Here is a 26,510-nt window from a genome sequence, read left to right as displayed (position 1 = left end):
GCACCAAGGTAGTGCGTCGGCCCGGCACGCGTTCTGGCAGGCTGACCCCCATGGTGAACAAGATCCCGGCCCGGATCCGGTGGGCGGTGGACTTCATGGACGTCCAGCCCAACGACCACGTGCTGGAGATCGGCTGCGGGAACGGCGCGGCCGCCGACCTCATCTGCCGCCGGCTCGAGGGCAAGGGGAAGATGTTCGCCATCGACCGGTCCGAGGCCGGCGTGGACCGCACGAAGGCACGCTGCGCGGAGCACATCGCGGCGGGCAAGCTCACCGTCCGCCAGATCGACCTCGCCACTCTGCGCGTCCCGGTGAAGCGGCTCACCAAGGTCTTCGCCTTCGACGTCAACCTGTTCTGGGTCCGCGACGCCCACGAGGAGATCGCGCTCCTCCACGAGCGGCTGATGCCGGGGGGCTCGGTCAACCTCTTCTTCGACACCACCCGCCCCGAGCAGGTGCCGGACATCCTGGCCAAGGCGTCCGAGCAGCTGCGCGAGGGCGGCTTCCGGGTCTACATCGTGGACTCGAAGATGCCGCCGGTCATCGGCATCATCGGCCGCCGCTGACCCGTCGCGCGGCGAGTCTTGTTAGCCTGCCGGGGCAGCATGCCCGCTCCAGGCTGGCTTGTCTCTCGGAAGCTCTCGAACCTGACGTGACGTCGCGGCCTCCCCCTCCGCGCCATCACGTCGGGCCCGCGCCTTCCGGGGAAGCCCCCCGGGGCGGACATGCGTCCTGTCCCGCGAGCCCTGGAGAGACATGACCCGGACGAACGGCAACACCCCGGCCAAGCATCCGCACCATCGCGCCGCCGAACTCGTCGACGCGCTCAGCACCCCCGCCGGCGACGTGGTCCCGCATCCCGCCCTCGACCAGGCCGTCGAGGTGGACCAGCCCACGCAGAAGGGCCTGGACCCCGTCGTGTTCGGGGTCGCCGCCGTGGTGAGCATCGCCTTCGTGGTCTGGGGCCTGGCGAGCACCTCCTCGCTCGGCACCGCCTCGGGCAAGGCCCTGGACTGGGTCATGACGAACACCGGCTGGCTCTTCGTCCTGACGTCGAGCGGCTTCGTGGTGTTCGTGATCTGGCTGGCGATGAGCAAGTACGGCACGATCCCGCTGGGCCGCGACGACGAGGACCCCGAGTTCCGTACGTCGTCGTGGATCGCGATGATGTTCAGCGCGGGCATGGGCATCGGCCTGATGTTCTACGGAGTCAGCGAGCCGCTCTCGCACTTCGTCACCCCGCCGCCCGGCACCGGGGAGGACGCCGACGCCGCCGCGCAGAACGCGATGGCGACCACGATGTTCCACTGGACCCTCCACCCGTGGGCGATCTACGCCGTCGTCGGCCTCGCGATCGCGTACGGCGTCTACCGCAAGGGCCGCGTCCAGCTGATCTCGGCGGCGTTCGCCCCCCTCATCGGCGACCGTGCCTCCGGCGGCGCCGGCAAGGTGATCGACATGTTCGCGATCTTCGCGACCCTCTTCGGCTCGGCCACCTCCCTCGGTCTCGGCGCCCTGCAGATCAGCAGCGGGCTCGAGATCGTGGGCGACATCGGCCCGCTCGGCAACGGGGCGCTCGTCGTGATCATCACAGTGCTCACCGTCGCGTTCGTGCTGTCGGCGGTCTCCGGCGTCGCCAAGGGCATCCAGTGGCTGTCGAACATCAACATGGTCCTGGCGGTCGCGCTCGCCCTGTTCGTGTTCGTGCTGGGGCCCACCATCTTCATCCTCAACCTGGTGCCGACCTCGCTCGGCAGCTACGTCCAGGACCTCGCCATGATGGCCGCCCGCACGGGCGCCGAGGGCGCGGAGACCGAGGCCTGGCTCAGCGGCTGGACCATCTTCTACTGGGCGTGGTGGCTGTCGTGGACGCCGTTCGTGGGGATGTTCATCGCCCGGATCTCGCGCGGGCGCACCATCCGCCAGTTCGTGACCGGCGTACTGCTGGTCCCCAGCGTCGTCAGCGTCATCTGGTTCTGCGTCCTCGGCGGGACCGCCATCGACCTGCAGCGCGACGGCACCGACATCGCGAACGCCGGCGGACTGGAGGACCAGCTGTTCGGCACCCTGGACGCCCTGCCCCTCGCGACCCTCGCCAGCATCGTGGTGATGGTCCTGGTCGGCATCTTCTTCGTGTCCGGCGCGGACGCCGCCTCGATCGTGATGGGCAGCCTGTCCGAGCGGGGCACGACGGAGCCGCGCCGGGCCGTGGTGGTGTTCTGGGGCGTGGCGACCGGAGCCGTCGCTGCCGTGATGCTGCTGGCGGGCGGCGAGGACGCCCTCACGGGACTGCAGACGATCACCATCGTGGCCGCGCTGCCCTTCGTGGTGATCATGATCGGCCTGGCCGCCGCTCTGGTGCGCGACCTGCGCCACGACCCGCTGGTCGTCCGGCGTCGGTACGGCGAGGAGGCGGTCGAGCAGGCCGTCATCGCCGGAGTCACCGAGCACGGCGACGACTTCGTGCTCTCCATCGAGCCGGTGGACCCGGAGCCCGATGCCGACGGCCCTGCCGACGACCCTGCCGACCCGGAGAGCGCCGGAACGCCGGCCCGCTAGGGAGGCGGGCTCAGGCCGGCCCGACCAGCGCGAGCAGCTCGGGCCGGCCGAACACCTCCGCGGCGATCGCGCGGACGTCCCCGATCGTGACCGCCTCGATCCGGGCGATCACCTCGTCGATGCCGAGCACCTCGCCGTGGACGAGCTCGTTCTTGCCGAGCCGCACCATCCGCGAGCCGGAGTCCTCCAGGCCGAGGATCATGCCGCCGACGAGCTGGCCCTTGCCGCGGGCCAGCTCGTCCTCGGTGATCCCGTCTGCGGCGATCAGCCGGAGCTGCTCGCGAACGACGGCGAGGACCTCGTCGGTGCGGTCGGGCAGGCAGCCCACGGCGACGCCCACCAGGCCGGAGTCGGCGTAGTGGCTGGCGAAGGAGTACACCGAGTAGGCCAGGCCGCGCTGCTCGCGGACCTCCTGGAAGAGCCGGCTCGAGGTGCCGCCGCCCAGCGCGGTGTTCAGGACGCCGAGGGCGTAGCGCCGGTCGTCGTCGCGGGTGAGGCCCTCCCGGCCGATGACGAGGTTGACCTGCTCGAAGGGGCGGGCCACCCGCCCCTCTGCCGCGCTCACCTTGGGCCGGCGCCGAGCGGCCGTCGCCCGCGGGGGCGCCGGGGCCGCCAGCTCGTCGAGCCAGCCCTGCCGTCCGAACGCCTTCTTCACCGCGCGGACGACGGCCCCGTGGTCGAGCGCGCCCGCGACCGAGATCACGGTGTTGGCGGGCACGTAGTGGCGGCGGTAGAAGCGCTTGATCTGCGCCGGCGTCATCGCCTCGATCGAGGCGGTGGTGCCGGCGATCGGCCTGCCGAGCGGCGAGCCGTCGCCCCAGGCGAGCTCGGCGAGCAGGTTCTGGACGACGTCGTCAGGGTCGTCGTCGTGCATCGCGATCTCGTCGAGGATGACATCGCGCTCCGCGTCGACGTCGTGGGTGGCGATGAGGGAACCGGTGATCATGTCGCCGAGCACGTCGATCGCCAGGGGCAGGTCGGCGGCGAGGACCCGGGCGTGGAAGCAGGTGTACTCCTTGGCCGTGAAGGCGTTGAACTCCCCGCCGACGGCGTCGAGCTCGATGGAGATGTCGAGCGCCGAGCGCTCGCTGGTGCCCTTGAACAGCAGGTGCTCCAGGAAGTGCGAGGCGCCGTGCGTGGCGGCCCGCTCGTCGCGCGAGCCGACCCCGACCCACACGCCGACGGACGCCGAGCGGGCTCCGGCCATCTGCTCGGTGACGATGCGCAGCCCGGACGGAAGACGGGTGCGGCGGACGTGGGAGACGACGAGACCGTCGGCCTCGGTGACCGTGTGCACGGTCCTGGTGATCGCGCCGGACGACGCTCGAGCCTGCATGCGCCCGACGGTACCCAAGCGGGTCGTGCGGTGCGCCATCGAGGCGGACGACGAGGGGGCGGCCGCCCACAGGCGACCGCCCCCTCGTCGGGTGTCAGCGCATCACTCGGAGTCGGTCGACTCCGGGCTCTCGCCGTCCTCGCCGTCCTGGGCGCCCTCGGCGTCCTCGACGACCGGGATCAGCGACAGCTTGCCGCGGTCGTCGATCTCGGCGATCTCGACCTGGAGCTTCTGCCCGACCGAGACCACGTCCTCGACGTTGTCGACGCGCTTGCCGCCGGCGAGGCCGCGCAGCTTGCTGATGTGCAGCAGCCCGTCCTTGCCCGGCAGCAGGGCGACGAAGGCGCCGAAGTTGGTGGTCTTGACGACCGTGCCGAGGTAGCGCTCGCCGACCTCGGGCATGGTCGGGTTCGCGATCGCGTTGATCGCGGCCCGCGCCGCCTCGGCCGCCTCGCCGTTGGTCGCGCCGATGTAGACCGTGCCGTCGTCCTCGATGGAGATCGAGGCGCCGGTGTCGTCCTGCAGCTGGTTGATGACCTTGCCCTTGGGCCCGATGACCTCGCCGATCTTGTCGACGGGCACCTTGACCGTGATGATCCGCGGCGCGTGGATCGACATCTCCTCGGGAGCGTCGATCGCCTCGCCCATGACCTCGAGGATCGTCAGGCGCGCGTCGCGGGCCTGGGTGAGGGCGGCCGCGAGGACCTCGGCGGGGATGCCGTCGAGCTTGGTGTCGAGCTGGAGCGCGGTCACGAACTCCTTCGTGCCGGCGACCTTGAAGTCCATGTCGCCGAAGGCGTCCTCGGCACCGAGGATGTCGGTGAGCGCGACGTACTCGGTCTTGCCGTCGATCTCACCGGACACCAGGCCCATGGCGATGCCGGCGACCGGCGCCTTCAGCGGCACACCGGCCTGAAGCAGGGAGAGGGTCGAGGCGCAGACCGAGCCCATCGAGGTCGAGCCGTTGGAGCCCATGGCCTCGGAGAGCTGCCGGATGGCGTACGGGAACTCCTCGCGGCTCGGCAGCACCGGCAGCAGGGCGCGGCGTGCGAGCGCACCGTGACCGACCTCGCGGCGCTTCGGCGAGCCGACGCGACCGGTCTCGCCGGTGGAGAACGGCGGGAAGATGTACTTGTGCATGTAGCGCCGGTGGGTCTCGGGCGACAGCGTGTCGATCTGCTGCTCCATCTTGAGCATGTCGAGGGTGGTGACGCCCAGGATCTGCGTCTCGCCACGCTCGAAGAGCGCCGAGCCGTGGACCCGCGGGACCACGTCGACCTCGGCGTGCAGCGGACGGATGTCGGCCAGGCCACGACCGTCGATGCGAACCTTGTCGCGCAGGATGCTCTCGCGCACGACCTGCTTGTTGACCGAGCGGAAGGCCGCGCCGATCTCCTTCTCGCGGCCCTCGAACTGGCCGGCGAGCTTCTCGAGGAGCTCGTCCTTGAGCTGGTCGGTGCGGTCGTTGCGCTCGGTCTTGTCCGCGATCTTCATCGCGGCGACGAGGTCGGCCTTGACGGCGGCCTCGACGGCCTCGAAGACGTCGTCCTCGTAGTCGAGGAAGACCGGGAACTCCTGGACCGGCTTGGCGGCCACATTGGCGAGCTCGACCTGCGCCTCGACGAGCTGCTTGATGAAGGGCTTGGCGGCCTCGAGACCGCCGGAGACGACCTCCTCGGTCGGCGCCTGGGCGCCGCCGCGGACCAGCTCGATGGTCTGCTCGGTGGCCTCGGCCTCGACCATCATGATCGCGACGTCGCCGGTCTCGGTGACCCGGCCGGCGACGACCATGTCGAACACGGCCTTCTCCAGCTGGCTGTGCGTGGGGAAGGCGACCCACTGGCCCTCGATGAGGGCGACCCGGGTGGCGCCGACCGGGCCGCTGAACGGCAGGCCGGAGAGCTGGGTCGACAGCGACGCGGCGTTGATCGCCAGCACGTCGTACGGGGTGTCGGGGTTGAGGGCCATCACGGTGATGACGACCTGGACCTCGTTGCGCAGGCCCTTCTTGAAGGTCGGGCGCAGCGGGCGGTCGATGAGACGGCAGGTGAGGATGGCGTCCTCGCCCGGGCGACCCTCGCTGCGGAAGAACGAGCCGGGGATCCGGCCCGCGGCGTACATCCGCTCCTCGACGTCGATCGTCAGGGGGAAGAAGTCGAAGTGGTCCTTGGGGTGCTTGCCGGCGGTGGTCGCCGAGAGCAGCATGGTGTCGTCGTCGAGATAGGCGGTCACCGATCCGGCGGCCTGGCGGGCGAGGAGGCCCGTCTCGAACTTGACGGTGCGGGTGCCGAACTTGCCGTTGTCGAGAACGGTCTCGACCTCGGAGATGACGGGTTCAGTCAATTTCTTCTCTTGTTCTACGGTGCGGGACGCGCTGCCCCGCTGAATGGACTCGATGACGCCTGCCACCCTAGCGATCGGTGGCCGAAATGCAGAACGGGCGACCCGTGCGGGTCGCCCGTTCGCATGCGGCGGAAGTCAGCGGCGCAGGCCGAGGCGCTCGACGATGGAGCGGTAGCGCTCGATCTCGGTCTTCTTCAGGTAGTTGAGAAGACGGCGGCGCTGGCCGACGAGCAGGAGCAGGCCACGACGGCTGTGGTGGTCGTGCTTGTGCTGCTTGAGGTGCTCGGTCAGGTGGCTGATGCGGTGGCTGAGCAGCGCGATCTGCACCTCGGGCGAACCGGTGTCACCCTCGGTCGTGGCGTACTCGGCGATGATCTTCTTCTTGGTCTCAGCGTCGGTACCGACTGCCATGGTGACTCCTTGTTCGCTCGTTGCGCGGCGCCCCAGCCTGAAATCCTGGAGCTCTCTTGGTCCGCGGCCGTTCTGACGGCAACCGCACAAGGCTAACAGCGGGCTCCGTGCGGGGCCGAATCGCTGCGGCGGCCGGACCGCTCGGGTCATGGCGCCGCCCGGTCGGGCGTGTGACGATGCCCCGGTGGAGACCACGGAGCGGACGCGGACCGGTGTGTGCAACCTGTGCGAGGCGGCCTGCGGTCTCCTGCTGACCATCGACGGCGACCGGGTGAGCGGCGTCCGCGGCAACCCGGACGACCCGCTGTCCCGCGGTCACCTCTGCCCCAAGGGCGTCGCCATCGGCGACATCCACGCCGACCCCGACCGGCTGCGGCGTCCGGTACGACGGGTGGGCGAGCGCTGGGAGGAGATCGGCTGGGACGAGGCGCTCGACCTGGTCGCCGACGGGCTCGCGGCGGCGGTGAACGACCACGGCGAGGACGCGCTGGCGATCTATCTCGGCAACCCGAACGTGCACAGCCTCGGCGCGATGACCCACGGCGTCGCGCTGGCGCAGTCGTTCCGCACCCGCAACAAGTTCAGCGCGACCTCCGTCGACCAGCTCCCCCATCAGCTGGTGGGCTACCTGCTCTACGGCCACCAGCTGCTCCTCCCCGTGCCGGACATCGACCGCACGTCGTACTTCCTCGTCGTCGGCGCGAACCCGATGGCCTCCAACGGCTCGCTGATGACCGTCCCCGACTTCCCCGGCCGCCTGCGCTCGCTGCGCGCTCGCGGCGGGCGGATGGTGGTGCTCGACCCGCGGCGCACCGAGACCGCGAAGGTCGCCGACGAGCATCACTTCGTCCGCCCCGGAAGCGACGCGTGGGTGCTCCTGGCCGTGCTGCACGTGCTCTTCTCCGAGGGCCTCACCGCGCCGCCGTCGTACGTCGACCGGCTGGACGAGGTGGCCGAGCTCGTCGCTCCCTTCACCGCCGAGCTGGCCGAGCAGGCCAGCGGCATGCCCGCGGCTCAGATCCGGACGATCGCGCGCGAGCTCGCCGCGGCGGACGGCGCAGCGGCCTACGGTCGGATCGGCGTCTCCACCCAGCAGTTCGGCACGGTCTGCCAGTGGGCGGTGCAGATGATCAACCTCGTCACCGGCAACCTCGACCGGGAAGGCGGGACACTGCTGACCACCCCCGCAATCGACGCGGTGGGACGCGGGCTGATCGGGCCAGGGCACTACGACCGCTACCGCTCGCGGGTGCGGCAGGCGCCGGAGTTCGGCGGCGAGCTGCCCGTCGCGGTGCTCCGCGAGGAGATCGAGACACCCGGCGAGGGACAGGTGCGGGCGCTGCTCACCATCGCCGGCAACCCGGTGCTGTCCACGCCCGACGGCGCGGCGCTCGACCGCGCCCTGTCGGGTCTGGACTTCTACGCGGCGGTCGACCTCTACATCAACGAGACCACCCGCCATGCGGACGTGATCCTGCCCCCGACCTCGCTGCTCGAGCGCGACCACTACGACCTCGTGTTCCACCTGCTGGCCGTGCGCAACACGGCGCGCTTCACCCCGGCCGTCTTCCCGCGCGGCCGGGACCAGCGGCACGACTGGGAGATCTTCCGAGAGCTCTACCTGCGGGTGACCCGCCGGCGCCGGCACAAGCCGGGCGTGCGGCGGCGGATCGCGGCGCAGGCGCGGATGCGGCTGAGCCCGACCTTCCTGATCGGGATGCTGCTGCGCTCGGGCCGCTCGCAGACGACCCTGACCGAGCTGCGCCGCCGTCCGGAGGGCGTCGACCTGGGACCGCTGCGCGCCGGACAGCTCCCGGGCCGGCTGCGCACCCGCGACGGCCGGATCGACGCCCTTCCCCGGCTGGTGGCGGAGGACATCGCCCGGCTGAGCGCGCCGACGCCGCCGCGCGACGGCGAGCTCCTGCTGATCGGGCGCCGCCACCAGCGCGACTGCAACTCCTGGATGCACAACACCGACCGGCTGACCCGCGGCCGGGCCCGCCACCACCTGCTCATGCACCCCAGCGACCTCGCGGCCCGGGGGCTCGCGGACGGCGCCGTGGTGACGGTCCGCTCGCGCGTCGGCGAGGTCGAGATCGAGGTGGCGGCGACGGAGGACGTGATGCCCGGCGTGGTGTCGCTGCCCCACGGCTACGGTCACGGACGCGCCGGGACGCGGCTCGGCGTCGCGGCCGGCGTGCCGGGCGTCTCCATCAACGACCTCACCGACCCCGAGCGGCTCGACGTGTCGGGCAACGCCGCACTGTCCGGCGTACCGGTGACCGTGTCCTCGCCGGACCGTTCCTAGCCTGGGTCCGTGGACCTGACGATCCCGCCCGGACCCGGCCTGCCGTCGGGCCTGGTCATCCCGGGCACCGAGCTGGTCGAGCGCTTCTCCCGCTCCCCCGGGCCGGGCGGGCAGTCGGTCAACACCACCGACAGCCGCGTCGAGCTGGCCTGGGACCCCGCGACGTCCGCCACGGCCGCCGACGCCCTCACCGAGGTCCAGCGCGCCCGCCTGCTCGCCCGGGCGGCGGGCCCGATCACGGTCGTGGCCCACGAGCACCGCTCCCAGCACCGCAACCGCACGGCCGCCCGCGAGCGGCTGGCGGCGCGGGTGCGCGAGCTGCTCGCACCTCCCCCGCCGCCACGACGGGCCACGAGGCCCACGCGCGGCTCGACGGAGCGCCGCCTCGACGCGAAGCGCCGTCGCGGGCAGACCAAGCAGCTGCGCGGCCGCGTCGACGACTGACGCCGAGGTGTGACTTGCGGGGCCGCGAGGTGTGACTTGCGGGGGCGCGAGGCGTCAGACGACCGCGACGGGGTGGCGGACGACGGCGTCGAACAGATAGCCGTTGGGGTTGTACGCCGCGACGTCCGGCTGCCGGCGGCCCCGGACGTCGGTGGCCCGCGCCAGCAGCTCGTGGGGGCCCGGCTCCGGCCGCTCCCAGGTGTGGCTCCAGCGGGTCCAGCCGTGCCCCGCCAGACCGGCGTACGGCCGCGGGTGCAGCCGGGCGGGCGCCCAGCTGGCACCGCCGTCGACACTGACGTCCACCCGGGCGATCGGCGCGGCGCCCGACCACGAGCGACCGGTGAGCTCGATCCGCTCGCTGCCGGGGATCTGAGCCTCCCAGGCCAGCTCCCACGCGGAGCGCACCGGGTTGAGGTCGAGCGGACCGTCGACGTTGTACCAGCGGGTGCTCCACGGCGACGACTGTGGCGCGGTCGACACCTCCAGGGAGCCGAGCCACTTGATGCTCGCGACGCCGATCCAGCCGGGCAGCACCAGGCGGAGCGGGTACCCGTGGTCGGGAAGGAGCGGCGCGCCGTTCGCACCCCAGGCGAGGAAGGCGTCGTCGAGCGCCTTCGCCAGCGGGAACGGGCGGCGGACCCGGCCCAGGTTCACGCCCTTGTCGACGTACTCGTCGTCCACGCCGGTCGCCAGCACGGAGCTCGCACCGGTGCGCAGGCCCACGGACGCGAGCACGTCGCGCAGCCAGACCCCCTCCCACACCACCGTGCCGACTGCCCCGAGCCGCCAGGGCGTGCCGGAGACCTGCTGACCCTGCTGGGTGGCGAACAGGCTGCGGCCGTTGCCGGTGCACTCGTGGACCGTGACGACCCGGGCCCGGCGGTAGCGCCGGCGCAGGTCGCGCAGCCCGAGCACCACGCCGTCGGGCCGGTCCAGCCCGTCGCCGAAGATCCGCAGCCGGTGCTCGGCCGCGTCGAGGACGGGCGTGCGGGTGTGGTTGCGGACGAACAGGCGCGACTGCGAGGTCAGGTAGCGATGGGGGTCGACCGCGTCCCAGGCCATCTCGGCATTCGTGCCGTAGTCGACGAACCAGGCGGCGGGCAGGGGCTTGAGGATCGCGGGCGCACCCGCTCGGGCAGGTGCGGCGAGCGGGGCGAGGGCGGTGCTGCCGAGGCCGGCGAGCCCGGCGGCCGACAGGCCGAGGACGGTACGGCGACCCAGTGCGTTCGGCGTCATGTCGCCGAGGCTAACACGAGTTATCCAGTATATTTACTGATGTCAGCCGAGCGTCGTCATGAGCAGGTCCCGATAGCGCTCCCGGTCGGCCCGCACGGCCACGGCGAGGCGCCCCCGCGCCTCGTCGACCTCCGCGGCGAACCGGGTGGCGCCGTACGTCGTGGGGTCGGTGCGCTCCACGCGCACCGACGCCCGCACCGTGGTGAGCAGGTCGGGCACCACGAGCGCGGCCACGGCGAGCGGGTCGTGGAGCGGCGCTCCCCCGACGGCCGCCATCGCCTCGTCACGGCGGTACCACTCGATGCGGGTCTCGACGAAGGACGCCGCGGCCATGGCCGCGGGGGTGCCGAGCGCCCGCAGCCGGCGGGCGTCCGCGGCCGTGAGCGGGGCGGAGAGGGTCGCGTCCATGGTCACCAGCAGCAGGTCGCGGAAGGGCGCGGCGAGGACGTCGGCGGCGGCCTCCGGGTCGCACCAGACGTTCCGCTCGGCGTACGGCGTGACGCCGGCGGCGCGGTGCGTCCCGCCGAGGACGACCAGCCGGGCCACCGACCGCAGGATCGAGCGGTCGGCGGCCAGCGCCGCCGCGAGGTTCGTCAGCGGGCCGGTCGCGACGAGCGCCACCGGCTCGGTGGCCGCGCGCAGGGTCGAGACCAGCCACTCGACCGCCTCGCTCCCGGGAAGGAGCGAGGCCGCCGGGAGGTCCAGGCCGGGAGGAAGGTCGGCTCGCCCGCTCGGCAGCGGCTCGAGCCGCGGGCGGTGGGGCGCGTTGCGGCCCGGATGGACGCCGACGTCGCGTCGACCGACGAGGTCCAGCACGCGCAGGGTGTTGTCGGTGGTGTCCCGGACGTCGTGGTTGCCCCACACCGTGGTGACACCGAGGAGGTCCAGGCCCGGGTGCAGCGCGGCCAGGAGGATCGCGACCGCGTCGTCGGTGCCGGTGTCGCAGTCGAGGATGACGGGCAGCCGACCACTCACGCTGCTCCCCCGTCCGCGGTGCCCCCGTCCGCGGTGCCCCCGTCCGCCCCGTCGCGCAGGAAGCGGTAGGCCACGCGGGCGCTGACGGCGCGCTCGAGCTCGCGGATCACGACGGAGAAGAACTGGCGGCGGTAGAGCTCGTCGGTCACGGCGTACACCGTGAAGTACAGGCCGCTGAAGGCGGCGAGGAAGGTCGCCACGCGGATCAGCTCCAGGCTCAGCCGCGTGCCGAGGAGCTCGCCGGGCGGACCTTCGAGGGGGTGCAGCGGGCCGCCCGTCCAGCTCCCGACGACGGCGGGCTCCATCGCCACGACGCCGAAGACCAGGAAGAAGCCGAAGACCGCGAGCGCGAGCAGCAGCACCTGGACCGCCTGGGCCACGAGCAGGACCAGGACCAGGTTGGCCCGCTGCAGCCCTCCGACCTCGGCGTCGACGGCGCCGACGCGGTCCACCCGGGTCGCGAGCCGGCGGGCGGCCGGCTCCAGCGGGGTCCCGGCACAGGCCTCGATCAGCTGGGCGGCCTCGACCTCGTCGTCCACGTCGTCCAGCTCCTCCGGCAGCCTCGTCAGCAGGAAGCCGACGGCGATCGCGGCGAACAGGAGCACCGTCACCCACAGCACGCCGCCGTCGAGGCTCGCGGCGACCTGCCACACCTCCGCATTGATGAACAGGAAGGTGATGAAGAGCAGCAGCAGCGGAAGCGCGCGGGTCACCAGCGGCAGCATCAGCCCGAGCGAGCGGAAGGTGCGGCGCACGGCCCAGCCGACGATCAGCCACGCGCGCAGGGTCGCGACGGCGTACGCCGACAGCACCGCCCCCACCACGGTCAGGGCCGCGCCCACCGCTGCCGCCGCGCCCACCCAGGGTGCGGTCAGGACGCCGGTGAGGACGGCGAGGAGGACCGCCACGGCGAGGACGGGCAGCAGCCGCGGCCGGCGCAGGCCGCGAGCGACGTCCGCGCGGTAGTCGTCGACGAAGTAGGGCAGCCCGTGGTCGACGAACCAGCGCTCGGCCGCGGCGAGGTCGTCCTGCCGGGCAGCCACCTCACGCCACCTCAGTCGGCCAGGACCGTCCGCGCCCGGTCGACGTCGTCGGCCATGGCGCTGAGCAGGTCGTCGATCGAGTCGAACCGGACCATCCCGCGCAGCCGCTCGACGAAGGCGACCTCGACCTCGCGACCGTAGAGGTCCAGGTCGGTGCGGTCCAGCACATAGGACTCCACGCGACGCTCGCGCTCGCCGGCGAAGGTCGGGTTGGTGCCGACGCTGATCGCCGCCGGGTAGGTCGTGCCGGCGTCCGGGCCTGCGAGCACGGTCAGCCGGCCCGCGTAGACGCCGTCGGCCGGGGCGGCGGCGCCGGGGCGGACCGGCACGTTCGCGGTCGGGAAGCCCAGCTCCCGGCCGCGCTTGTCGCCCTCGACGACCGTGCCGGTGACCGTGAAGACCCGGCCGAGCGCCTCGGCGGCGCCGGTCACGTCGCCCGCGGCCAGGCAGGTCCGGACATAGGTCGACGACCACACCTGCGGGCCGCCGTCGAGACTGACCTCCTCCAGCACGAAGTCGTGCTCGGCTCCGGCCGCCCGCAGCAGGTTGCAGTCGCCGGCGGCACGGTTGCCGAAGCGGAAGTTGGCGCCCACGACGACCGCCCGCACGTGCAGGGTCTCGACCAGGATCCGGTCGATGAACTCCTCGGGCGTCCATGCGGCGATCTCACGGGAGAACGGGATGACCAGGACGTCGTCGACGCCGGCCCGCCCCAGCAGGCGCAGGCGCTCCTCGATGGTCGTCAGCGTGGGGGGCGCGTGCTCGGGGCGCAGCACCGCGATCGGGTGGGGGTCGAAGGTCACCGCCACCACGTGGTCGACGCCGACCTCCGCGGCGACCTCCCGCGCGCGGCGTACGACGTGCTGGTGGCCCAGGTGCATGCCGTCGAAGTTCCCGATCGTCGCCACCGTGCGGCCGAGATCGGCAGGCACGTCGGAGAGGTCACGCCACACTCGCACGGCCGCAACTCTCCCACACCCGGGCTCAGCCGACGAACACGGCCGCGGGCCGGGCCACCCCGCCCTCGGGCCGGTAGAGGGCCAGGAACTCCCCTCCGGGTGCGAAGACCCCGGTCAGGGTGTCGATGTCCAGCGGAAGCGGCCGGCCGTAGCGGACCGCCTGGGCCTGCTGCGCGTCGAGGTCGAGCGCCGGGAAGGTCGCCCGCGCGGCGTCCGCAAGGGGGGTGATCGTGACGTGGTCGAGGTCGGTGACCGCTGCCTCCAGGGTGAACGGGCCGACGGAGTGCCGGCGCAGCGCGGTCAGGTGGCCGCCCACCCCCAGGGCGACGCCGAGATCGCGGGCGAGGGCGCGGATGTAGGTGCCGCTGGAGCAGCGCACGCGGACGTCGACGTCGATCCGCTCACCCTCCCGGCGCAGCTCGCCCACCGCGATCTCGTGGATCGTGACCGGCCGCGCCTTGAGCTCGACCTCCTCGCCGGCCCGTGCGCGGGCGTAGGCCCGCTTGCCGTCGACCTTGATCGCCGAGACCGTCGAGGGGACCTGATCGATCTCGCCCTCGAAGGCGGCGAGCGCGCTGCGCACGGCCTCCTCGGAGAGCTCCGCGATCGCGGCGGCCGAGGCCGTCGCCGTGGTCTCTCCCTCGGCGTCGTCCGTCGTCGTCGTCTCGCCGAGGCGTACGGTCGCCGTGTAGGTCTTCTCGGTGAGCATCAGGTGTCCGAGCAGCCGGGTCGCCCGCTCGACGCCGAGGACCAGCACGCCGGTCGCCATCGGGTCGAGGGTGCCGGCGTGGCCGACCTTGCGGGTGCCGACGGCGCGCCGTACCCGGGACACCACGGCGTGCGAGGTCATGCCGGCGGGCTTGTCGACGACGACGAGCCCGGACGGCACCGGGGACGTCACTCGGCGTCCTCGGCCTCTTCGTCGGTGTCCTCTTCGTCGGTGTCCTCTTCGTCGGTGTCCTCGTCGAGCGGAGCCTCGCGCGGCTTCTTGTAGGGGTCGGCCTCGCCGGCCGGCTGCGCGCCGGCACGAGCGGCGGCGACCGCGGCGTCGGCCTCGCGGGCCTTGGCCAGCACCTCGTCGAGATGGCGCGCGCTCTCCGGGACCCCGTCGAACTCGAACGCCAGCGAGGGCACGTGGCGCATGCCGAGCTGCTTGCCGACCTCGGAGCGCAGCAGGCCCTTGGCCGACTCGAGTGCCGCGGCACTCGCCTGCTGGTCGGCGTCCTCGCCGAGCACGGTGTAGTAGACCGTGGCGTTCTGGGCGTCGCCGGTGAGCCGGACCTCGGTCACGGTCACGAAGCCCAGGCGCGGGTCCTTGATCCGACGCTCGAGCATCTCGGCGACGATCACCTGGATGCGGTCGGCGATCTTGCGTACACGCGGGCTGGCCATGGTCAGTTTCCTATCAGTTCGGTGGCGGTGGCGGATTCACCACGGGATGTAGACGAACCCTCGCTTCCCCGGTGGAGTTCCACTGGGGAAGCGAGGGCCGAACTACATCCCGTGATGAATCCGCCGATGCCGTGACGAGTCCGCGGCACGCCGGACCCCCGTCAGGAGCGCGGGATCTCCCGCATCTCGAAGGCCTCGACGATGTCGCCCTCCTTGATGTCCTGGAAGTTCCTGAGCACCAGACCGCACTCGAAGCCCTCCCGCACCTCGGCCGCGTCGTCCTTCTCCCGCTTGAGCGAGGCGAGGTCGAGGTTGTCGGCCACCACGGCGCCGTCGCGCAGCACGCGCACCTTGGCGTTGCGGCGGATGACACCGTCGATGACCATGCAGCCGGCGATGTTGCCGATCTTGGAGGAGCGGAAGATCGCGCGGATCTCGGCCTGACCGAGCGCGTGCTCCTCGTACTCCGGCTTGAGCATGCCCTTGAGAGCCGCCTCGATCTCCTCGATCGCCTGGTAGATGACCGAGTAGTAGCGGATCTCGACGCCCTCCTTCTCCGCCATCTGGCCCGCCTTGCCCTGGGGCCGGACGTTGAAGCCGATGATGATGGCGTCCGAGGCGGCGGCGAGGTCGACGTTGGTCTCGGTGATCGCACCGACACCACGGTCGATGACCCGCAGGCTGACCTCCTCGCCGACGTCGATCTGGGCGAGGGCGTCCTCGAGGGCCTCGACCGAGCCGGACACGTCGCCCTTGAGGATGAGGTTGAGCTCCTGGCTCTCGCCCTTCTCCATGGAGGCCATGAAGTCCTCGAGGGTACGACGCACGCGGCGCTTGGCCTGCATGGCCGCCCGCTCGCGCGCCTCGCGCTTCTCGGCGATCTGGCGGGCCATCCGGTCGTCCTCGACCACGATGAAGTTCTGGCCGGCGCCCGGGACGGACGAGAGGCCGAGGACCATCGCGGGACGGGCCGGGTCGGCCTCGGCCAGCTCGTTGCCGTGCTCGTCGAGCATGGCGCGAACCCGGCCGTGGGCGGGGCCGGCGACGATCGAGTCGCCGACGCGCAGCGTGCCGCGCTGGACCAGGATCGTGGCCACCGGGCCGCGGCCGCGGTCGAGGTGCGCCTCGACCACGAGACCCTGGGCGTCCTGCACCGGGTTGGCGCGCAGGTCCAGGGACGCGTCGGCCGTCAGCACGATCGCCTCGAGCAGCTTGTCGAGGTTGAGCCCGGCCTTGGCCGAGACGTCGACGAACATCGCGTCGCCGCCGTACTCCTCGGGCACCAGGCCGTACTCGGAGAGCTGGCCCCGGACCTTGGTCGGGTCCGCGGTCTCCTTGTCGATCTTGTTGACCGCGACCACGATCGGCACGTTGGCCGCCTTGGCGTGGTTGAGCGCCTCGACCGTCTGCGGCATGACACCGTCGTCGGCCGCGACCACCAGGACGGCGATGTCGGTCGCCTGCGCACCACGGGCACGCATGGCGGTGAACGCCTCGTGACCCGGGGTGTCGATGAAGGTGATCCGGCGGTCGTCGCCGTCGACCTCGGTGTGGACCTGGTAGGCGCCGATGTGCTGGGTGATGCCACCGGCCTCGCCCGCGACGACGTTGGCGTTGCGCAGCGCGTCGAGGAGCTTGGTCTTTCCGTGGTCGACGTGACCCATGACCGTGACGACGGGCGGTCGGACGACCAGGTCGTCCTCGCTGCCCTCGTCGGCGCCGAACTCGATGTCGAACGACTCGAGCAGCTCGCGGTCCTCGTCCTCCGGCGAGACGACCTCCACGACGTAGTTGAGCTCGTCGCCGAGCAGCTCCAACGTCTCGTCGCCCACCGACTGGGTGGCCGTGACCATCTCGCCGAGGTGGAAGAGCATCTGGACGAGGGAGGCTGCGTCGACGCCGATCTTCTCGGCGAAGTCGGTCAGCGAGGAGCCACGGGCCAGGCGCACGGTCTCGCCGTTGCCCTTGCGGACCCGCATGCCGCCGATCGTCGGAGCCTCCATGGCCTCGAACTCCTGGCGACGCGCCCGCTTCGACTTGCGCCCACGGCGCGCCGGACCACCCGGGCGACCGAAGGCACCCTGGGTCTGACCACGCTGTCCGGGACGGCCACCGCCACCGGGACGACCGCCGCCACCGGGACCGAAGCCTCCGGGACCGCGACCACCGGGAGCGCCCGCGCCGGCACCGGCGCCGGGACGGCCGGGGGCACCGGCACGGCCGGGACCGCCCGGACCACGACCACCGGGACCGGGGCGCCCGGGACCGCCCGGCCCACGACCGCCGGGACCGCCCTGGCCGAACGAGCCGGCCGACTTCGGCATCATCGCCGGGTTGGGACGCGGCATGCCGGGACGGCCGCCACCAGCACCGGCCGGCGGACGCGGGCCGGCCGGGCCGGCCTCGCCCTCGCGCGGCGGCGGAGCGGGACGACGACCCATGCCCTGGCTGGGCGCGAACGGGTTGTTGCCGGGACGCGGCGTGCCACCCGGCTTGCCGACGGGACGCGGCGCCGGGGCGGGTGCCTTCGGAGTCGGCGGCTTCGGCGCGGCCGGCTTGGCCGGCGCCTCCGGCGCGGCGGCGGGCCTCTCCTCGACCGGAGCCTCCGGCGCGGCGGGCGCCTTGGGCGCCGGGCGCGGGCCCGGACGGGGGCCGCCCGGCTTGGCAGCGGGCGCCTCCGCGGCCGGGGCCGCGGGGGCCTCGGCAGCAGGCGGGGCAGCGGGAGCCTCGGGGGCGGGCGCGGCGGCGGCCTTCTTCGCGGGCGCCTTGGGCGCCGGCTTGGCGGCCTCGCCTGCCGACTCGCCGGCGGGCTTCATCTTGGCGAGGAGCTCGGCTCCGTAGGTGTCCTCGAACTTCTTGACAGCCGGAAGCTCGATGCTCGAGGACGCAGTCTTGGCGAACTCGCCAATCGCGCTCAGCTTCTCCAGCGCTTCCTTGCTGGGGATGCCGTACTTCTTCGCGAGTTCGGAAACTCGGGTCTTGGCCACGGTTCTCCTTCTGGCCCAAGACCCAAGGGGATCTTCAGACCGTTGGTGGGTGGTGCAGAACGAACTGGCTCATCGCGAGATACTCATCGAGTGCTCATGAGCTGTTGCTCCAGTCTCTGTTGACGGGGTCGGTCGGATCCGTGCGAGCCGTCGTCGCCACGGAGGCGGTGGCCTCCACGTACTCCCCCACCGGCACGCTGGAGAAGCCACCCGCACCCGGAGCGATCCGGAGCGCGCGGGAGAAGGCCTTCCGCCGTACCGCGAGGTCGTAGCAACCGGTCGTGGGGTGCAGGTGCGCTCCACGTCCCGGCGCGGTGCCGTCAGGATCGGGTACGGCGGCCGGGAGGCCGTCGGGGCCCGAGCCGGCGGTCACCCGCAACAACTCGCTTGCGGCGGCCCGCTCCCGGCATCCGATGCAGGTCCGGACGGGTCCCGGAACCGGGACGACGTCAGGTCGCGCAGGGGAATTCAGTCGGCGTGCCACCGAGCGGCAACTCTACCGCCTCGGTGGTCGACTTCACGAACCGGGATGCGCTTCCTCGTCGGAGTGGATGTCGATGCGCCATCCGGTCAGACGTGCGGCGAGGCGGGCGTTCTGGCCCTCCTTGCCGATCGCCAGCGACAGCTGGAAGTCCGGGACGACCACCCGCGCCGAGCGCGCGGCGGCGTCGACCACGGTGACCGACTGCACCTGGGCGGGCGACAGGGCGTTGGCGACGAGCCGGGCCGGGTCGTCGGACCAGTCGACGATGTCGATCTTCTCGCCGCTGAGCTCGGCCATCACGTTGCGCACGCGCTGGCCCATCGGGCCGATGCACGCGCCCTTGGCGTTGACGCCGGGAACGGTGGACTTCACCGCGATCTTGGTGCGATGACCCGCCTCGCGCGCGATGGCGGCGATCTCCACGGTGCCGTCGGCGATCTCGGGCACCTCGAGCGCGAAGAGCTTCTTCACCAGGCTCGGGTGCGAGCGCGACAGCGTGACCTGCGGGCCCCGCATGCCCTTGCGGACCGAGACGACGAGGCACTTGATGCGCGTGCCGTGCCGGTAGTCCTCCCCCGGGACCCGCTCGCTCGCGGGCAGCTGCGCCTCGATCCGGCCGAGGTCGACCAGGACGTCGTCGGGGTTGCGTCCCTGCTGGATGACGCCGGAGAGGATGTCGCCCTCCTTGCCGGAGAACTCGCCGAACTTGATCTCGTCCTCGGCGTCGCGCAGGCGCTGCAGCATGATCTGCTTGGCGGTCGTCGCCGCGATCCGGCCGAAGCCGGCGGGGGTGTCGTCGTACTCGCCCACCTTGTTGCCCTCGGCGTCCAGCTCCGCGGCCAGCACCGAGACGTGCCCGGTCTTGCGGTCGAGCTCGACCCGCGCCTGCGCGACCGAGCCCTCGGTCTTGTGGTACGCCGTGAGCAGCGCCTGCTCGATCGCCTCGACGAGGACGTCGAACTTGATCTCCTTCTCGCGCTCCAGCGTCCGCAGGATGCTGAGGTCGATGTCCATCAGTCGATGTCCTTGTCCGTGTCCGTGTCGATGTCTTCGTCGATGTCCGTGTCGATGTCTTTGTCGATGTCTTTGTCGATGTCTTTGTCGATGTCTTGGTGCTTGCGGTTGAACTCGATCTGCACCAGCGCCTTGCGCACCTCGGCGTAGGCCACACGACGCTCCACGCCGCCGACGTCCAGGCTCACGCCCTCGTCGTCGGAGTCGCCGATCCGGCCGGTGACGGTCTCGTCGTCGGCGAGGGCCACCTTCACCAGGCGCCCGGCGTTGCGGCGCCAGTGGCGGGGCAGGGTCAGCGGGCGGTCGACGCCCCGGGAGGTGACCTCCAGGGTGTAGGGCAGCTCGCCGAGCGCCTTCGCGGCGCCGTCGGGCCCGTCGTCCTCGAGGACCCGGTCGATGACCTTGGTCGCCGCCGCGACGTCGTCCAGCGTGAGGCCGCCGTCGGTGTCGATGGCGATCCGCAGCACGCGGCGCTTGCCGGCGGGGGTGAGCTCGACGGCCTCGAGGTCGAGGCCCAGCTCGGCGAGCGGAGCGACGAGGACGTGCTCGATCCGCTCTGCTGTCGCTCCCTGAGCGGAATGAGTACCCACGTGAGTCCTCCCCGTGTCCTGTTGTGGCAGTGCGGGACCACCCTACCTGGCGGCACGGGTCGTCCGGTTCCCTAGGATCACCGGGTGCCCGCCAGCCCGTCCCCCGTCTCGCGACGCCTCGTCCTCGCCGGCGGTCTCGGCAGCGCAGGCGTCGTCCTCACCGGCTGCGACGTCCTCGACGACGTGCTCGGCGAGGGCGGCGACACCCGCCCGTCGGGAGCGGTCTCGCCGACCGCCCCGGCGGCCGACGCCGACAGCGCGCTGGTCGAGGAGGTCCTCGCGGCGATCGCGACCACGTCCGCGCTGGCCGCCGCCACGGGCGGAGCGTTCCCCGCGCTGGCGAAGACGGCGTCCCGGCTGGGCCGGCTCCACGACGCGCACGCCGCCGAGCTCGGCGGCGCGGTGTCCGCGCCCGCGCCCAGCGTCGCCACCGACCGCGCGAGTGCGCGGGCGGCGCTGCTCGCCGCCGAGGCCGACCTCCGTGCTCGCCTCGTCGCGGCCGCGCGGCAGGCCCGCAGCGGGGCCCTCGCCCAGGTGCTGGCCGCGATGGCCGCGGGCCTGGCCCAGCAGGAGGCGGTGCTGGCATGACCATCACCCCGACCAACCCGACCAACCCGACCAGCCCGACCAGCCCGACCAGCCCGGGCGACGAGGCCGACCCGGCCGTCGCCGCGCTGCAGACCACCTTGGCCGCCGAGCACGCCGCGGTCTTCGTGTACGGCGCCCTCGGTGGCCAGACCTCGCAGTCGGGCAGCCCGGCGCTCTACGCGGCCGTGACCTCGGCGTACGCCGTCCACCGGGCCCGCCGCGACCAGCTGACCGCCCGCGTGCGCACCGTCGGGGCGGTCCCGGTCGCCGCGGAGCCCGGCTACGCGCTCCCCGACGACCTGGGCACGCCGGCCGGCGTCGCGGCGCGGGCGCGGGCGCTCGAGGAGTCCGCCGCGGCGACCTACGCCTATCTCGTCGCCAGCACGACCGCCGACGACCGGGCGTGGGCGATCGAGGCCCTCATCGACGCCGCGGTGCGCGGTCTGGGCTTCGGTGCCCGGCCGGACCGGCTGCCGGGGATCTGACCCGGGCGCCGGCCCGAGCAAAAAAGCCAGCGGTTCGCGACTCCGACATCCGGGGAACTCCCGAGACGTCCCCCGAAGCCGGGGTCGCGAACCACTGTTGACCGGGGACAACGGTCATGACGACGGGGAGAGGTGGGGCTCACCGGTCGCCGTGTGCACAATCATGCAACACAACGTGCACGGGCGCCCGCCAACGCGATCCTCATAAATGTGCACTGCACAAAACTGCAGAACCGACACCTCGGCAGGCGCCGGTCAGCGCCAGGGCGCGAGCAGCCCCGGGATGTCGGCGAGCCTCGTGGCGACCGCGTCCGGCACGCCCTCGGTGTGGCCGACCTGGTCGGCGGGGATCGCGCTGTGCGGCACGTGGATGGCTCGCATGCCGGCGTTCTGGGCGCCCCAGACGTCGTCGAAGAGCCGGTCGCCGACGTACACGCACGCCGCCGGGTCGCTCACGCCGACCGCGTCCATCGCCGCGCGGAAGGCCTCCGGCGCCGGCTTCGTCCAGGGCACCTCACTGGTGTAGACGTCGCCGTCGATCAGGTCCAGGACCCCGTCGCGCTCGAAGAACCCGCGGTGCCAGGCCCGGGGCCAGATCGTGTTCGAGAGCACGCCGACCCGGATCCCCTCGGCGCGCAGCCAGCCGAACAGCGGCGCCACGTCGGGGTCGGTGAGGGTGTGCGGCTCCCAGAACGCGTAGTACGCGTCGAGCAGCTCGGGGTCGTGGGCGAGCCCGGCGGCGTCGAAGAGGTCGGCGATCGTCGCGCTCTGCTGGTGGTCGCGGCTGCGGCCCCAGATCACGCTGCCGGCCTCGTGGAGGCGGGTCGCGTGGGCGTGGTGGTCGTCGGCCGTGTCCGGGGTGGTCAGGACGGCCTGGGCGAGGGCGAGGGACTCCGCGTGGAAGTCGATGTCGTGCCAGGCGGTCAAGGTGCCGCCCCAGTCGAAGATCACCGCGTCGACCGCCATCGCAGCAGACCCTGGCCCGCTCAGCCGGCGACGAGGGCGACGATCGCGGCCGCCGCGCCGTCGATGGCGAGCTCCTGGCGCTCGCCGGTACGCCGGTCCTTGACCTCGATCACGCCGTCGGCCACGCCCCGACCCACCGTGACGATGGTGGGGACGCCGATCAGCTCGGCGTCCTTGAACTTCACGCCGGGGCTGATCTTGCCCGCGCGGTCGTCGTAGATGACGTGGAGGCCCGCCGCGGTCAGTCCCGCGACGAGCTCCTCGGCGGCGGCGAACACGGCTTCGTCCTTGCCCGCGGCAACCACGTGCACATCGGCCGGCGCGACCTCGCGCGGCCAGCACAGGCCGATCTCGTCGAGGGTGTTCTCGGCGATCGCGGCGACCGCACGGGTGACGCCGATGCCGTAGGAGCCCATCGTGACGGTGACCAGCTTGCCGTTCTCGTCGAGCACGCGGAGGTCCAGCGCCTCGGCGTACTTGCGCCCGAGCTGGAACACGTGGCCCATCTCGATGCCGCGGGCGGACTCGAGGCTGCCCGCCTCGCAGTTGGGGCACGGGTCGCCGTCGCGGACCTCGGCGGCCTCGATCGTGCCGTCCGCGGTGAAGTCGCGCCCGGCGACGAGGTCGATGACGTGGGAGCCGGCGACGTCGGCGCCGGTGACCCAGGCGGTGCCCTCCACGACGCGGGGGTCGAGCAGGTAGCGGATGCCGCTCTTGCTTTCCTCACCCAGGACGCCGGGACCGATGTAGCCCTTGACCAGCGCGGGGTGCCGGGCGAACTCCGCCTCGTCCATCGGCTCGACCTCGATCGGCTCGAGCTGGCCCTCGAGCCGCTTCTGGTCGACCTCGCGGTCGCCGGGCAGCCCGATGGCGAGCGGCTCACGGGTGCCGTCGGGGTGCTTGAGCACGACGAGCACGTTCTTCAGGGTGTCACCGGCCGTCCACGGGCGGTCCTCGCGTGGGAACGCGGCGTTGAGGTGGTCGACCAGCGTGTCGATGGTGGGCGTGTCCGGGGTGGGCTCGGCGTGCGCGGCGGGCGTCCCGCCCCAGCCGTTGGCCGCCGTCGCCGTGACCGCCGGCGGGCGGACCTGGACGGCCTCGACGTTGGCGGCGTAGTCGCAGCTCGTGCAGCGCACGTAGGTGTCCTCGCCGACGTCGGCCTTCGCGAGGAACTCCTCCGACTTCGAGCCGCCCATGGCGCCGGCGGTCGCCTTGACGATGGCGTAGTCGAAGCCGAGCCGGTCGAAGATCCGGACGTAGGCGTCGCGGTGGCTCCGGTAGGAGCGCTCGAGTCCGGCGTCGTCGACGTCGAAGGAGTAGGAGTCCTTCATCGTGAACTCGCGGCCGCGGAGGAGGCCGGCCCGGGGTCGCGCCTCGTCGCGGTACTTGGTCTGGATCTGGTACAGGCTCAGCGGCAGGTCCTTGTAGGAGCTGTACATGTCCTTGACGAGGAGGGTGAACATCTCCTCGTGGGTGGGCCCGAGCAGGTAGTCGCCGTCCTTGCGGTCCTTGAGCCGGAAGATGCCGTCGCCGTACTCCGTCCAGCGGTTGGTCGCCTCGTAGGGCTCCCGGGGAAGCAGCGCCGGGAAGGACACCTCCTGGGCACCGATGGCGTCCATCTCCTCGCGGATGATCGCCTCGATCCTGCGCAGGACGGCGAGCCCGAGCGGGAGCCAGCTGTAGATGCCCGGGGCGGCGCGGCGGATGTAGCCGGCCCGCACGAGGAGCCGGTGGCTCGGGACCTCCGCGTCCGCGGGGTCCTCACGCAGGGTCCGGACGAACAGGGTCGACATCCTCATGAGCACGGCCGAAGCCTACGGCGCGGCCCGGCGGGGTCGCGAACCAGTAAGCCCCCGGCGCCGGGGACCGCTCAGCCCAGGTCGAGCGCGTTGCGCCGTCCGAGCCGGTAGAGGAGCCGGTCGGCCTGCTTGAGGACCGCGAACTCCGGCGGGTCGTAGAGCCGGTACGTCGCCGCCGGGGCGGCCGAGGACCCGGACTCGGCGAGGATCGCGTTGGTGGCATGCCGCGCCGCCTCGTTCGCGCCCTCCATGGTGGCCAGGTCGATGTCGGTCTGCACGAAGTCGCCGCTCATCACCAGGTTGGGGATCCGGGTCCGGGCAGTGGGTCGGCTGGACCAGGAGTCGACGGTGTTCACCAGCAGCGGCGTCTCGTTGCGGTTGCGCCCGGCGGCCGCGTCCCACTGGACGCCGGGGTCGAGGAACCAGGAGTGGACGATGCCCTCCGGCAGCAGGTCCCCGGCCGTGTGGTGGTCGCGGATCTGCGCGAGCACCTCGGCGGCGACCTCCTCCGCGGTGCACTCCTTCGCGGGCCGGCCGTAGAGGATGCCCGGGGCGTCCCAGTTGGAGATGTCGACCGAGAGGATGTCCACGACCTCCCCGTCGCCGTAGTCCCGGCTGATCACGCGGTCCGTCCAGAACTGGCCCTGGGTGAGGGCGGTGAGCGCCCACGGCGAGTCGATGAAGGTGACATGCCCGTGGGTGATCTCGACCGGCGCGCGGAGGAAGAACTGGATGCCGACCATCCAGTCCGTCTGGAGCGCGGCCAGGCGGCCCAGGCTCGGGTCGAGGGCGAGCACGTCGGGCGTGAGGGTCGGGACGACCCGCTCCACCGGCATCGCGCTGACGAACCAGTCGGCCTCGACGCGGCTCGTCGTACCGGCGGCGCCGGCGAGGACGGCGGCGGACACGCGACCGCCGGTGGTCTCGTAGCGCACCAGGCGCTGGCCGGCGACGAGGCGGACGCCGCGGCCGCGCAGGTAGGTCAGCCACGGGTCGATCCACGCCTCGTTGGTGGGCAGGTCGAGGACCCGGTCCAGGGCACCGTCGTTGCCGCGGCCCATGATGTTGTAGACGAACGCCTCGCCCATGTTGCCGATGGTGCGGGTGCTGGCGACGGTCTCCTTGGCGGCCACCAGGTTGCGGGTCAGGCCGGCGGCGAGGATCTTCTGGTACGGCTTCGACCGGCTCTCGGCGCCGACGAAGTCCCACCAGCTGACCTTCTCCCACTGGCCGAGACGGCGCTCGTCGCAGCTGGTGAGGAAGACCAGCAGCCGCTCGACGAAGTAGGTGAGCTCGTGCGGCGGGACGGAGTGCCCGCCGAGGGTGTCGCGCAGGAAGCGGCGCAGCCCGTCGACCGTCAGCAGCTGGACCGGGTCGGGGCCGACGCCGAACACGAAGGCGTCGGCGTGCTCGCCCGAGCGGAGGAACTTGCCGCCGCTGGCGGCGACCAGGTTGTCGCCCACCGTGCCGTCGCCGAACGGGATGCGGCGCATGGTGTCCGGCACGTGGTGGTAGAAGCCGGGGAAGAAGCGGAAGCCGTGCTCGCCCGGGAGGTCCGCGCGCCCGCCGGCGCCCGTGCCCGCGACCGGGATGCTCCGGGCCTTGCCGCCCCACGCGGACGGCTCGAAGACCGTCACCTCGAAGCCGCGCTCGACCAGCTCGTGGGCGGCCGTGAGGCCGGCCATGCCGCCGCCGAGGACGGCGACGCGTCGGCCGGGCGTGGCGGCGAAGGCCGGCGCGAGCCCGGCGCCGGCGAGGACCGCGCCGGCGCCGACGGCGCCCGCGGACGTGAGCAAGGTACGACGGTCCAGCTGCGCCATCGGCGATCACCCCATGATCTCCAACCGACACCTGTGTCGGTAGTTGTTGCGACCGAGTATCGTGACCCGTACCACATCTGGTCAAGAGACCCTGTCGCGCGACCGACACCGACGTCGGTTGTCGCCGGCAGGCGCGGCAAGGAGATCCCGTGAGCACGACCCAGGCCGCCCGCCGGCGGCTCACCGCACCGGCGCGCCGGGAGCGGATCGAGGCCGCCGCCGTCGAGGCCTTCGCCGCCCGGGGCTATGACGCCACCTCGGTCGGCGAGGTCGCGGGCGCAGCCGGGGTCAGCCGGACCGTGCTCTACGACCACTTCCGCTCCAAGCGCGAGCTCTACCTGCACGTCCTGGACACGCAGAACGCCGCGATGCTCGCGGAGGTCGGCGCGGGCATCACCGGAGCGGGCGCGGGTCGGGACCGCCTGCGCGCGACCGTCGTCGCCTATCTCGTCTTCGCGCGCGAGCGGCCCGCGGCGCGCCGGATCCTGGTGGACCCGATCCCCACGGGCGACCCCGAGCTCGACCGCGCGCTGCGCACCTTCCGGTCCGCCCGCACCCAGGCGGTGGCGACCATGCTGGCGCCCGACCTCGCCCGCGCCGGCCTCGCTCCCGGCTCGACCTCCGCGGCCGTCGTCGTCGAGCTGCTCATCACCGGCGTCGACGGCGTGGCCCGGTGGTGGCAGGAGCACCCGGACGTCGGCCTCGAGGAGGTCTCCGACATCGCCGCCCGGCTGCTGTGGAGCGGGCTTCCCCACCTCGGCGGGCGTTGAC

The 26,510-nt window shown here is 72.5% G+C and carries 23 protein-coding genes; 7 read left to right on the top strand and 16 right to left on the bottom strand.

All coding sequences use genetic code 11. The features are described 5' to 3' along the window. The first annotated feature begins 50 nt into the window (after positions 1 to 50). Together ACJ5H2_RS08070 and ACJ5H2_RS08065 are read left to right on the top strand one after the other, a co-directional pair. Positions 51 to 566, top strand: coding sequence for a class I SAM-dependent methyltransferase (locus ACJ5H2_RS08070; protein WP_408899053.1), 516 nt, complete (start codon positions 51 to 53; stop codon positions 564 to 566). A 190-nt stretch (positions 567 to 756) separates the two neighbouring features. Continuing rightward, a complete protein-coding gene (locus tag ACJ5H2_RS08065) occupies positions 757 to 2,559 on the top strand; it encodes a BCCT family transporter (RefSeq protein WP_408899052.1) in 1,803 nt (600 codons plus the stop codon). Between the two features lie 10 nt (positions 2,560 to 2,569). Here the strand turns inward: ACJ5H2_RS08065 and ACJ5H2_RS08060 are convergent, their stop codons facing one another. From ACJ5H2_RS08060 to rpsO, 3 genes are all read right to left on the bottom strand, one after another. After that, positions 2,570 to 3,895, bottom strand: coding sequence for a M16 family metallopeptidase (locus ACJ5H2_RS08060; protein ID WP_408899051.1), 1,326 nt, complete (start codon positions 3,893 to 3,895; stop codon positions 2,570 to 2,572). Between the two features lie 102 nt (positions 3,896 to 3,997). After that, positions 3,998 to 6,238 (bottom strand): polyribonucleotide nucleotidyltransferase, encoded by a 2,241-nt coding sequence (locus tag ACJ5H2_RS08055; protein ID WP_408899050.1) that lies wholly within the window; start codon positions 6,236 to 6,238, stop codon positions 3,998 to 4,000. Positions 6,239 to 6,373: 135 nt separating this feature from the next. Then, positions 6,374 to 6,649: a 30S ribosomal protein S15 gene (gene rpsO, locus ACJ5H2_RS08050; RefSeq protein ID WP_036542197.1), complete on the bottom strand. Its 276-nt coding sequence runs from the start codon at positions 6,647 to 6,649 to the stop codon at positions 6,374 to 6,376. 184 nt (positions 6,650 to 6,833) lie between these two features. On the opposite strand from rpsO, the gene ACJ5H2_RS08045 reads away from it, so the two are divergent. Together ACJ5H2_RS08045 and arfB are read left to right on the top strand one after the other, a co-directional pair. Further along, positions 6,834 to 8,957: a molybdopterin-dependent oxidoreductase gene (locus ACJ5H2_RS08045; protein ID WP_408899049.1), complete on the top strand. Its 2,124-nt coding sequence runs from the start codon at positions 6,834 to 6,836 to the stop codon at positions 8,955 to 8,957. Between the two features lie 15 nt (positions 8,958 to 8,972). Further along, complete coding sequence (arfB, locus tag ACJ5H2_RS08040; protein ID WP_408899602.1) at positions 8,973 to 9,401, top strand: alternative ribosome rescue aminoacyl-tRNA hydrolase ArfB; 429 nt, start codon at positions 8,973 to 8,975, stop codon at positions 9,399 to 9,401. Positions 9,402 to 9,455: 54 nt separating this feature from the next. Here the strand turns inward: arfB and ACJ5H2_RS08035 are convergent, their stop codons facing one another. From ACJ5H2_RS08035 to rimP, 10 genes are all read right to left on the bottom strand, one after another. Then, positions 9,456 to 10,637, bottom strand: coding sequence for a molybdopterin-dependent oxidoreductase (locus ACJ5H2_RS08035; protein ID WP_408899048.1), 1,182 nt, complete (start codon positions 10,635 to 10,637; stop codon positions 9,456 to 9,458). Between the two features lie 42 nt (positions 10,638 to 10,679). After that, complete coding sequence (locus tag ACJ5H2_RS08030; RefSeq protein ID WP_408899047.1) at positions 10,680 to 11,612, bottom strand: nucleoside hydrolase; 933 nt, start codon at positions 11,610 to 11,612, stop codon at positions 10,680 to 10,682. Continuing rightward, positions 11,609 to 12,655, bottom strand: a complete 1,047-nt coding sequence (locus ACJ5H2_RS08025) for a hypothetical protein (RefSeq protein ID WP_408899046.1) — start codon at positions 12,653 to 12,655, stop codon at positions 11,609 to 11,611. The genes ACJ5H2_RS08030 and ACJ5H2_RS08025 overlap by 4 nt, the downstream gene beginning before the upstream one ends. 11 nt (positions 12,656 to 12,666) lie before the next feature. Continuing rightward, positions 12,667 to 13,614, bottom strand: coding sequence for a bifunctional riboflavin kinase/FAD synthetase (locus ACJ5H2_RS08020; RefSeq protein WP_408899045.1), 948 nt, complete (start codon positions 13,612 to 13,614; stop codon positions 12,667 to 12,669). A gap of 25 nt (positions 13,615 to 13,639) precedes the next feature. Further along, positions 13,640 to 14,464: a tRNA pseudouridine(55) synthase TruB gene (gene truB, locus ACJ5H2_RS08015; RefSeq protein ID WP_408899601.1), complete on the bottom strand. Its 825-nt coding sequence runs from the start codon at positions 14,462 to 14,464 to the stop codon at positions 13,640 to 13,642. Positions 14,465 to 14,511: 47 nt separating this feature from the next. Next, entirely contained in the window at positions 14,512 to 15,006 is a 495-nt protein-coding gene (gene rbfA, locus ACJ5H2_RS08010; protein WP_408899044.1) for a 30S ribosome-binding factor RbfA, read from the bottom strand. Positions 15,007 to 15,167: 161 nt separating this feature from the next. Then, complete coding sequence (gene infB, locus ACJ5H2_RS08005) at positions 15,168 to 17,993, bottom strand: translation initiation factor IF-2 (RefSeq protein WP_408899043.1); 2,826 nt, start codon at positions 17,991 to 17,993, stop codon at positions 15,168 to 15,170. A 94-nt stretch (positions 17,994 to 18,087) separates the two neighbouring features. Then, on the bottom strand, positions 18,088 to 18,477 hold the full coding sequence (locus ACJ5H2_RS08000; RefSeq protein WP_408899042.1) for a YlxR family protein: 390 nt from the start codon (positions 18,475 to 18,477) through the stop codon (positions 18,088 to 18,090). Between the two features lie 33 nt (positions 18,478 to 18,510). After that, the gene (nusA, locus tag ACJ5H2_RS07995) at positions 18,511 to 19,491 is read right to left on the bottom strand and encodes a transcription termination factor NusA (RefSeq protein ID WP_408899041.1); all 981 of its coding nucleotides are present in this window, start codon (positions 19,489 to 19,491) and stop codon (positions 18,511 to 18,513) included. After that, the gene (rimP, locus tag ACJ5H2_RS07990; protein ID WP_408899040.1) at positions 19,491 to 20,081 is read right to left on the bottom strand and encodes a ribosome maturation factor RimP; all 591 of its coding nucleotides are present in this window, start codon (positions 20,079 to 20,081) and stop codon (positions 19,491 to 19,493) included. The genes nusA and rimP overlap by 1 nt, the downstream gene beginning before the upstream one ends. An 84-nt stretch (positions 20,082 to 20,165) precedes the next feature. Here rimP and ACJ5H2_RS07985 point away from each other — a divergent pair, with 84 nt between their 5' ends. Beyond that, the gene (locus ACJ5H2_RS07985; protein ID WP_408899039.1) at positions 20,166 to 20,669 is read left to right on the top strand and encodes a hypothetical protein; all 504 of its coding nucleotides are present in this window, start codon (positions 20,166 to 20,168) and stop codon (positions 20,667 to 20,669) included. Then, positions 20,666 to 21,154 (top strand): DUF4439 domain-containing protein, encoded by a 489-nt coding sequence (locus ACJ5H2_RS07980; RefSeq protein ID WP_408899038.1) that lies wholly within the window; start codon positions 20,666 to 20,668, stop codon positions 21,152 to 21,154. Before ACJ5H2_RS07985 ends, ACJ5H2_RS07980 begins: the two co-directional genes overlap by 4 nt. A gap of 255 nt (positions 21,155 to 21,409) precedes the next feature. Here ACJ5H2_RS07980 and ACJ5H2_RS07975 read toward each other — a convergent pair whose 3' ends face one another. From ACJ5H2_RS07975 to ACJ5H2_RS07965, 3 genes are all read right to left on the bottom strand, one after another. After that, positions 21,410 to 22,120 (bottom strand): HAD family hydrolase, encoded by a 711-nt coding sequence (locus tag ACJ5H2_RS07975; protein ID WP_408899037.1) that lies wholly within the window; start codon positions 22,118 to 22,120, stop codon positions 21,410 to 21,412. A gap of 20 nt (positions 22,121 to 22,140) precedes the next feature. After that, a complete protein-coding gene (locus ACJ5H2_RS07970) occupies positions 22,141 to 23,925 on the bottom strand; it encodes a proline--tRNA ligase (RefSeq protein ID WP_408899036.1) in 1,785 nt (594 codons plus the stop codon). Positions 23,926 to 23,990: 65 nt separating this feature from the next. Continuing rightward, positions 23,991 to 25,739: an FAD-dependent oxidoreductase gene (locus ACJ5H2_RS07965; protein ID WP_408899035.1), complete on the bottom strand. Its 1,749-nt coding sequence runs from the start codon at positions 25,737 to 25,739 to the stop codon at positions 23,991 to 23,993. A gap of 149 nt (positions 25,740 to 25,888) precedes the next feature. Here ACJ5H2_RS07965 and ACJ5H2_RS07960 point away from each other — a divergent pair, with 149 nt between their 5' ends. Next, a complete protein-coding gene (locus ACJ5H2_RS07960; protein ID WP_408899034.1) occupies positions 25,889 to 26,509 on the top strand; it encodes a TetR/AcrR family transcriptional regulator in 621 nt (206 codons plus the stop codon). Position 26,510 lies beyond the last annotated feature (1 nt).

This window comes from Nocardioides pymetrozini, from assembly GCF_046058985.1.
Taxonomy (GTDB): Bacteria; Actinomycetota; Actinomycetes; order Propionibacteriales; family Nocardioidaceae; genus Nocardioides.
The sequence above is the reverse complement of the archived record's forward strand: the minus strand, read 5'-3'. Positions and strand labels throughout refer to the sequence as shown.

Bases quoted from the DNA above. Each gene is read 5' to 3' on its own strand.
- ACJ5H2_RS08070 (WP_408899053.1), top strand. From the start codon at position 51: ATGGTGAACAAGATCCCGGCCCGGATCCGGTGGGCGGTGGACTTCATG.
- ACJ5H2_RS08065 (WP_408899052.1), top strand. From the start codon at position 757: ATGACCCGGACGAACGGCAACACCCCGGCCAAGCATCCGCACCATCGC.
- ACJ5H2_RS08060 (WP_408899051.1), bottom strand. From the start codon at position 3,895: ATGCAGGCTCGAGCGTCGTCCGGCGCGATCACCAGGACCGTGCACACG.
- rpsO (WP_036542197.1), bottom strand. From the start codon at position 6,649: ATGGCAGTCGGTACCGACGCTGAGACCAAGAAGAAGATCATCGCCGAG.
- ACJ5H2_RS08035 (WP_408899048.1), bottom strand. From the start codon at position 10,637: ATGACGCCGAACGCACTGGGTCGCCGTACCGTCCTCGGCCTGTCGGCC.
- truB (WP_408899601.1), bottom strand. From the start codon at position 14,464: ATGACCTCGCACGCCGTGGTGTCCCGGGTACGGCGCGCCGTCGGCACC.
- rbfA (WP_408899044.1), bottom strand. From the start codon at position 15,006: ATGGCCAGCCCGCGTGTACGCAAGATCGCCGACCGCATCCAGGTGATC.
- nusA (WP_408899041.1), bottom strand. From the start codon at position 19,491: ATGGACATCGACCTCAGCATCCTGCGGACGCTGGAGCGCGAGAAGGAG.
- ACJ5H2_RS07980 (WP_408899038.1), top strand. From the start codon at position 20,666: ATGACCATCACCCCGACCAACCCGACCAACCCGACCAGCCCGACCAGC.
- ACJ5H2_RS07975 (WP_408899037.1), bottom strand. From the start codon at position 22,120: ATGGCGGTCGACGCGGTGATCTTCGACTGGGGCGGCACCTTGACCGCC.
- ACJ5H2_RS07965 (WP_408899035.1), bottom strand. From the start codon at position 25,739: ATGGCGCAGCTGGACCGTCGTACCTTGCTCACGTCCGCGGGCGCCGTC.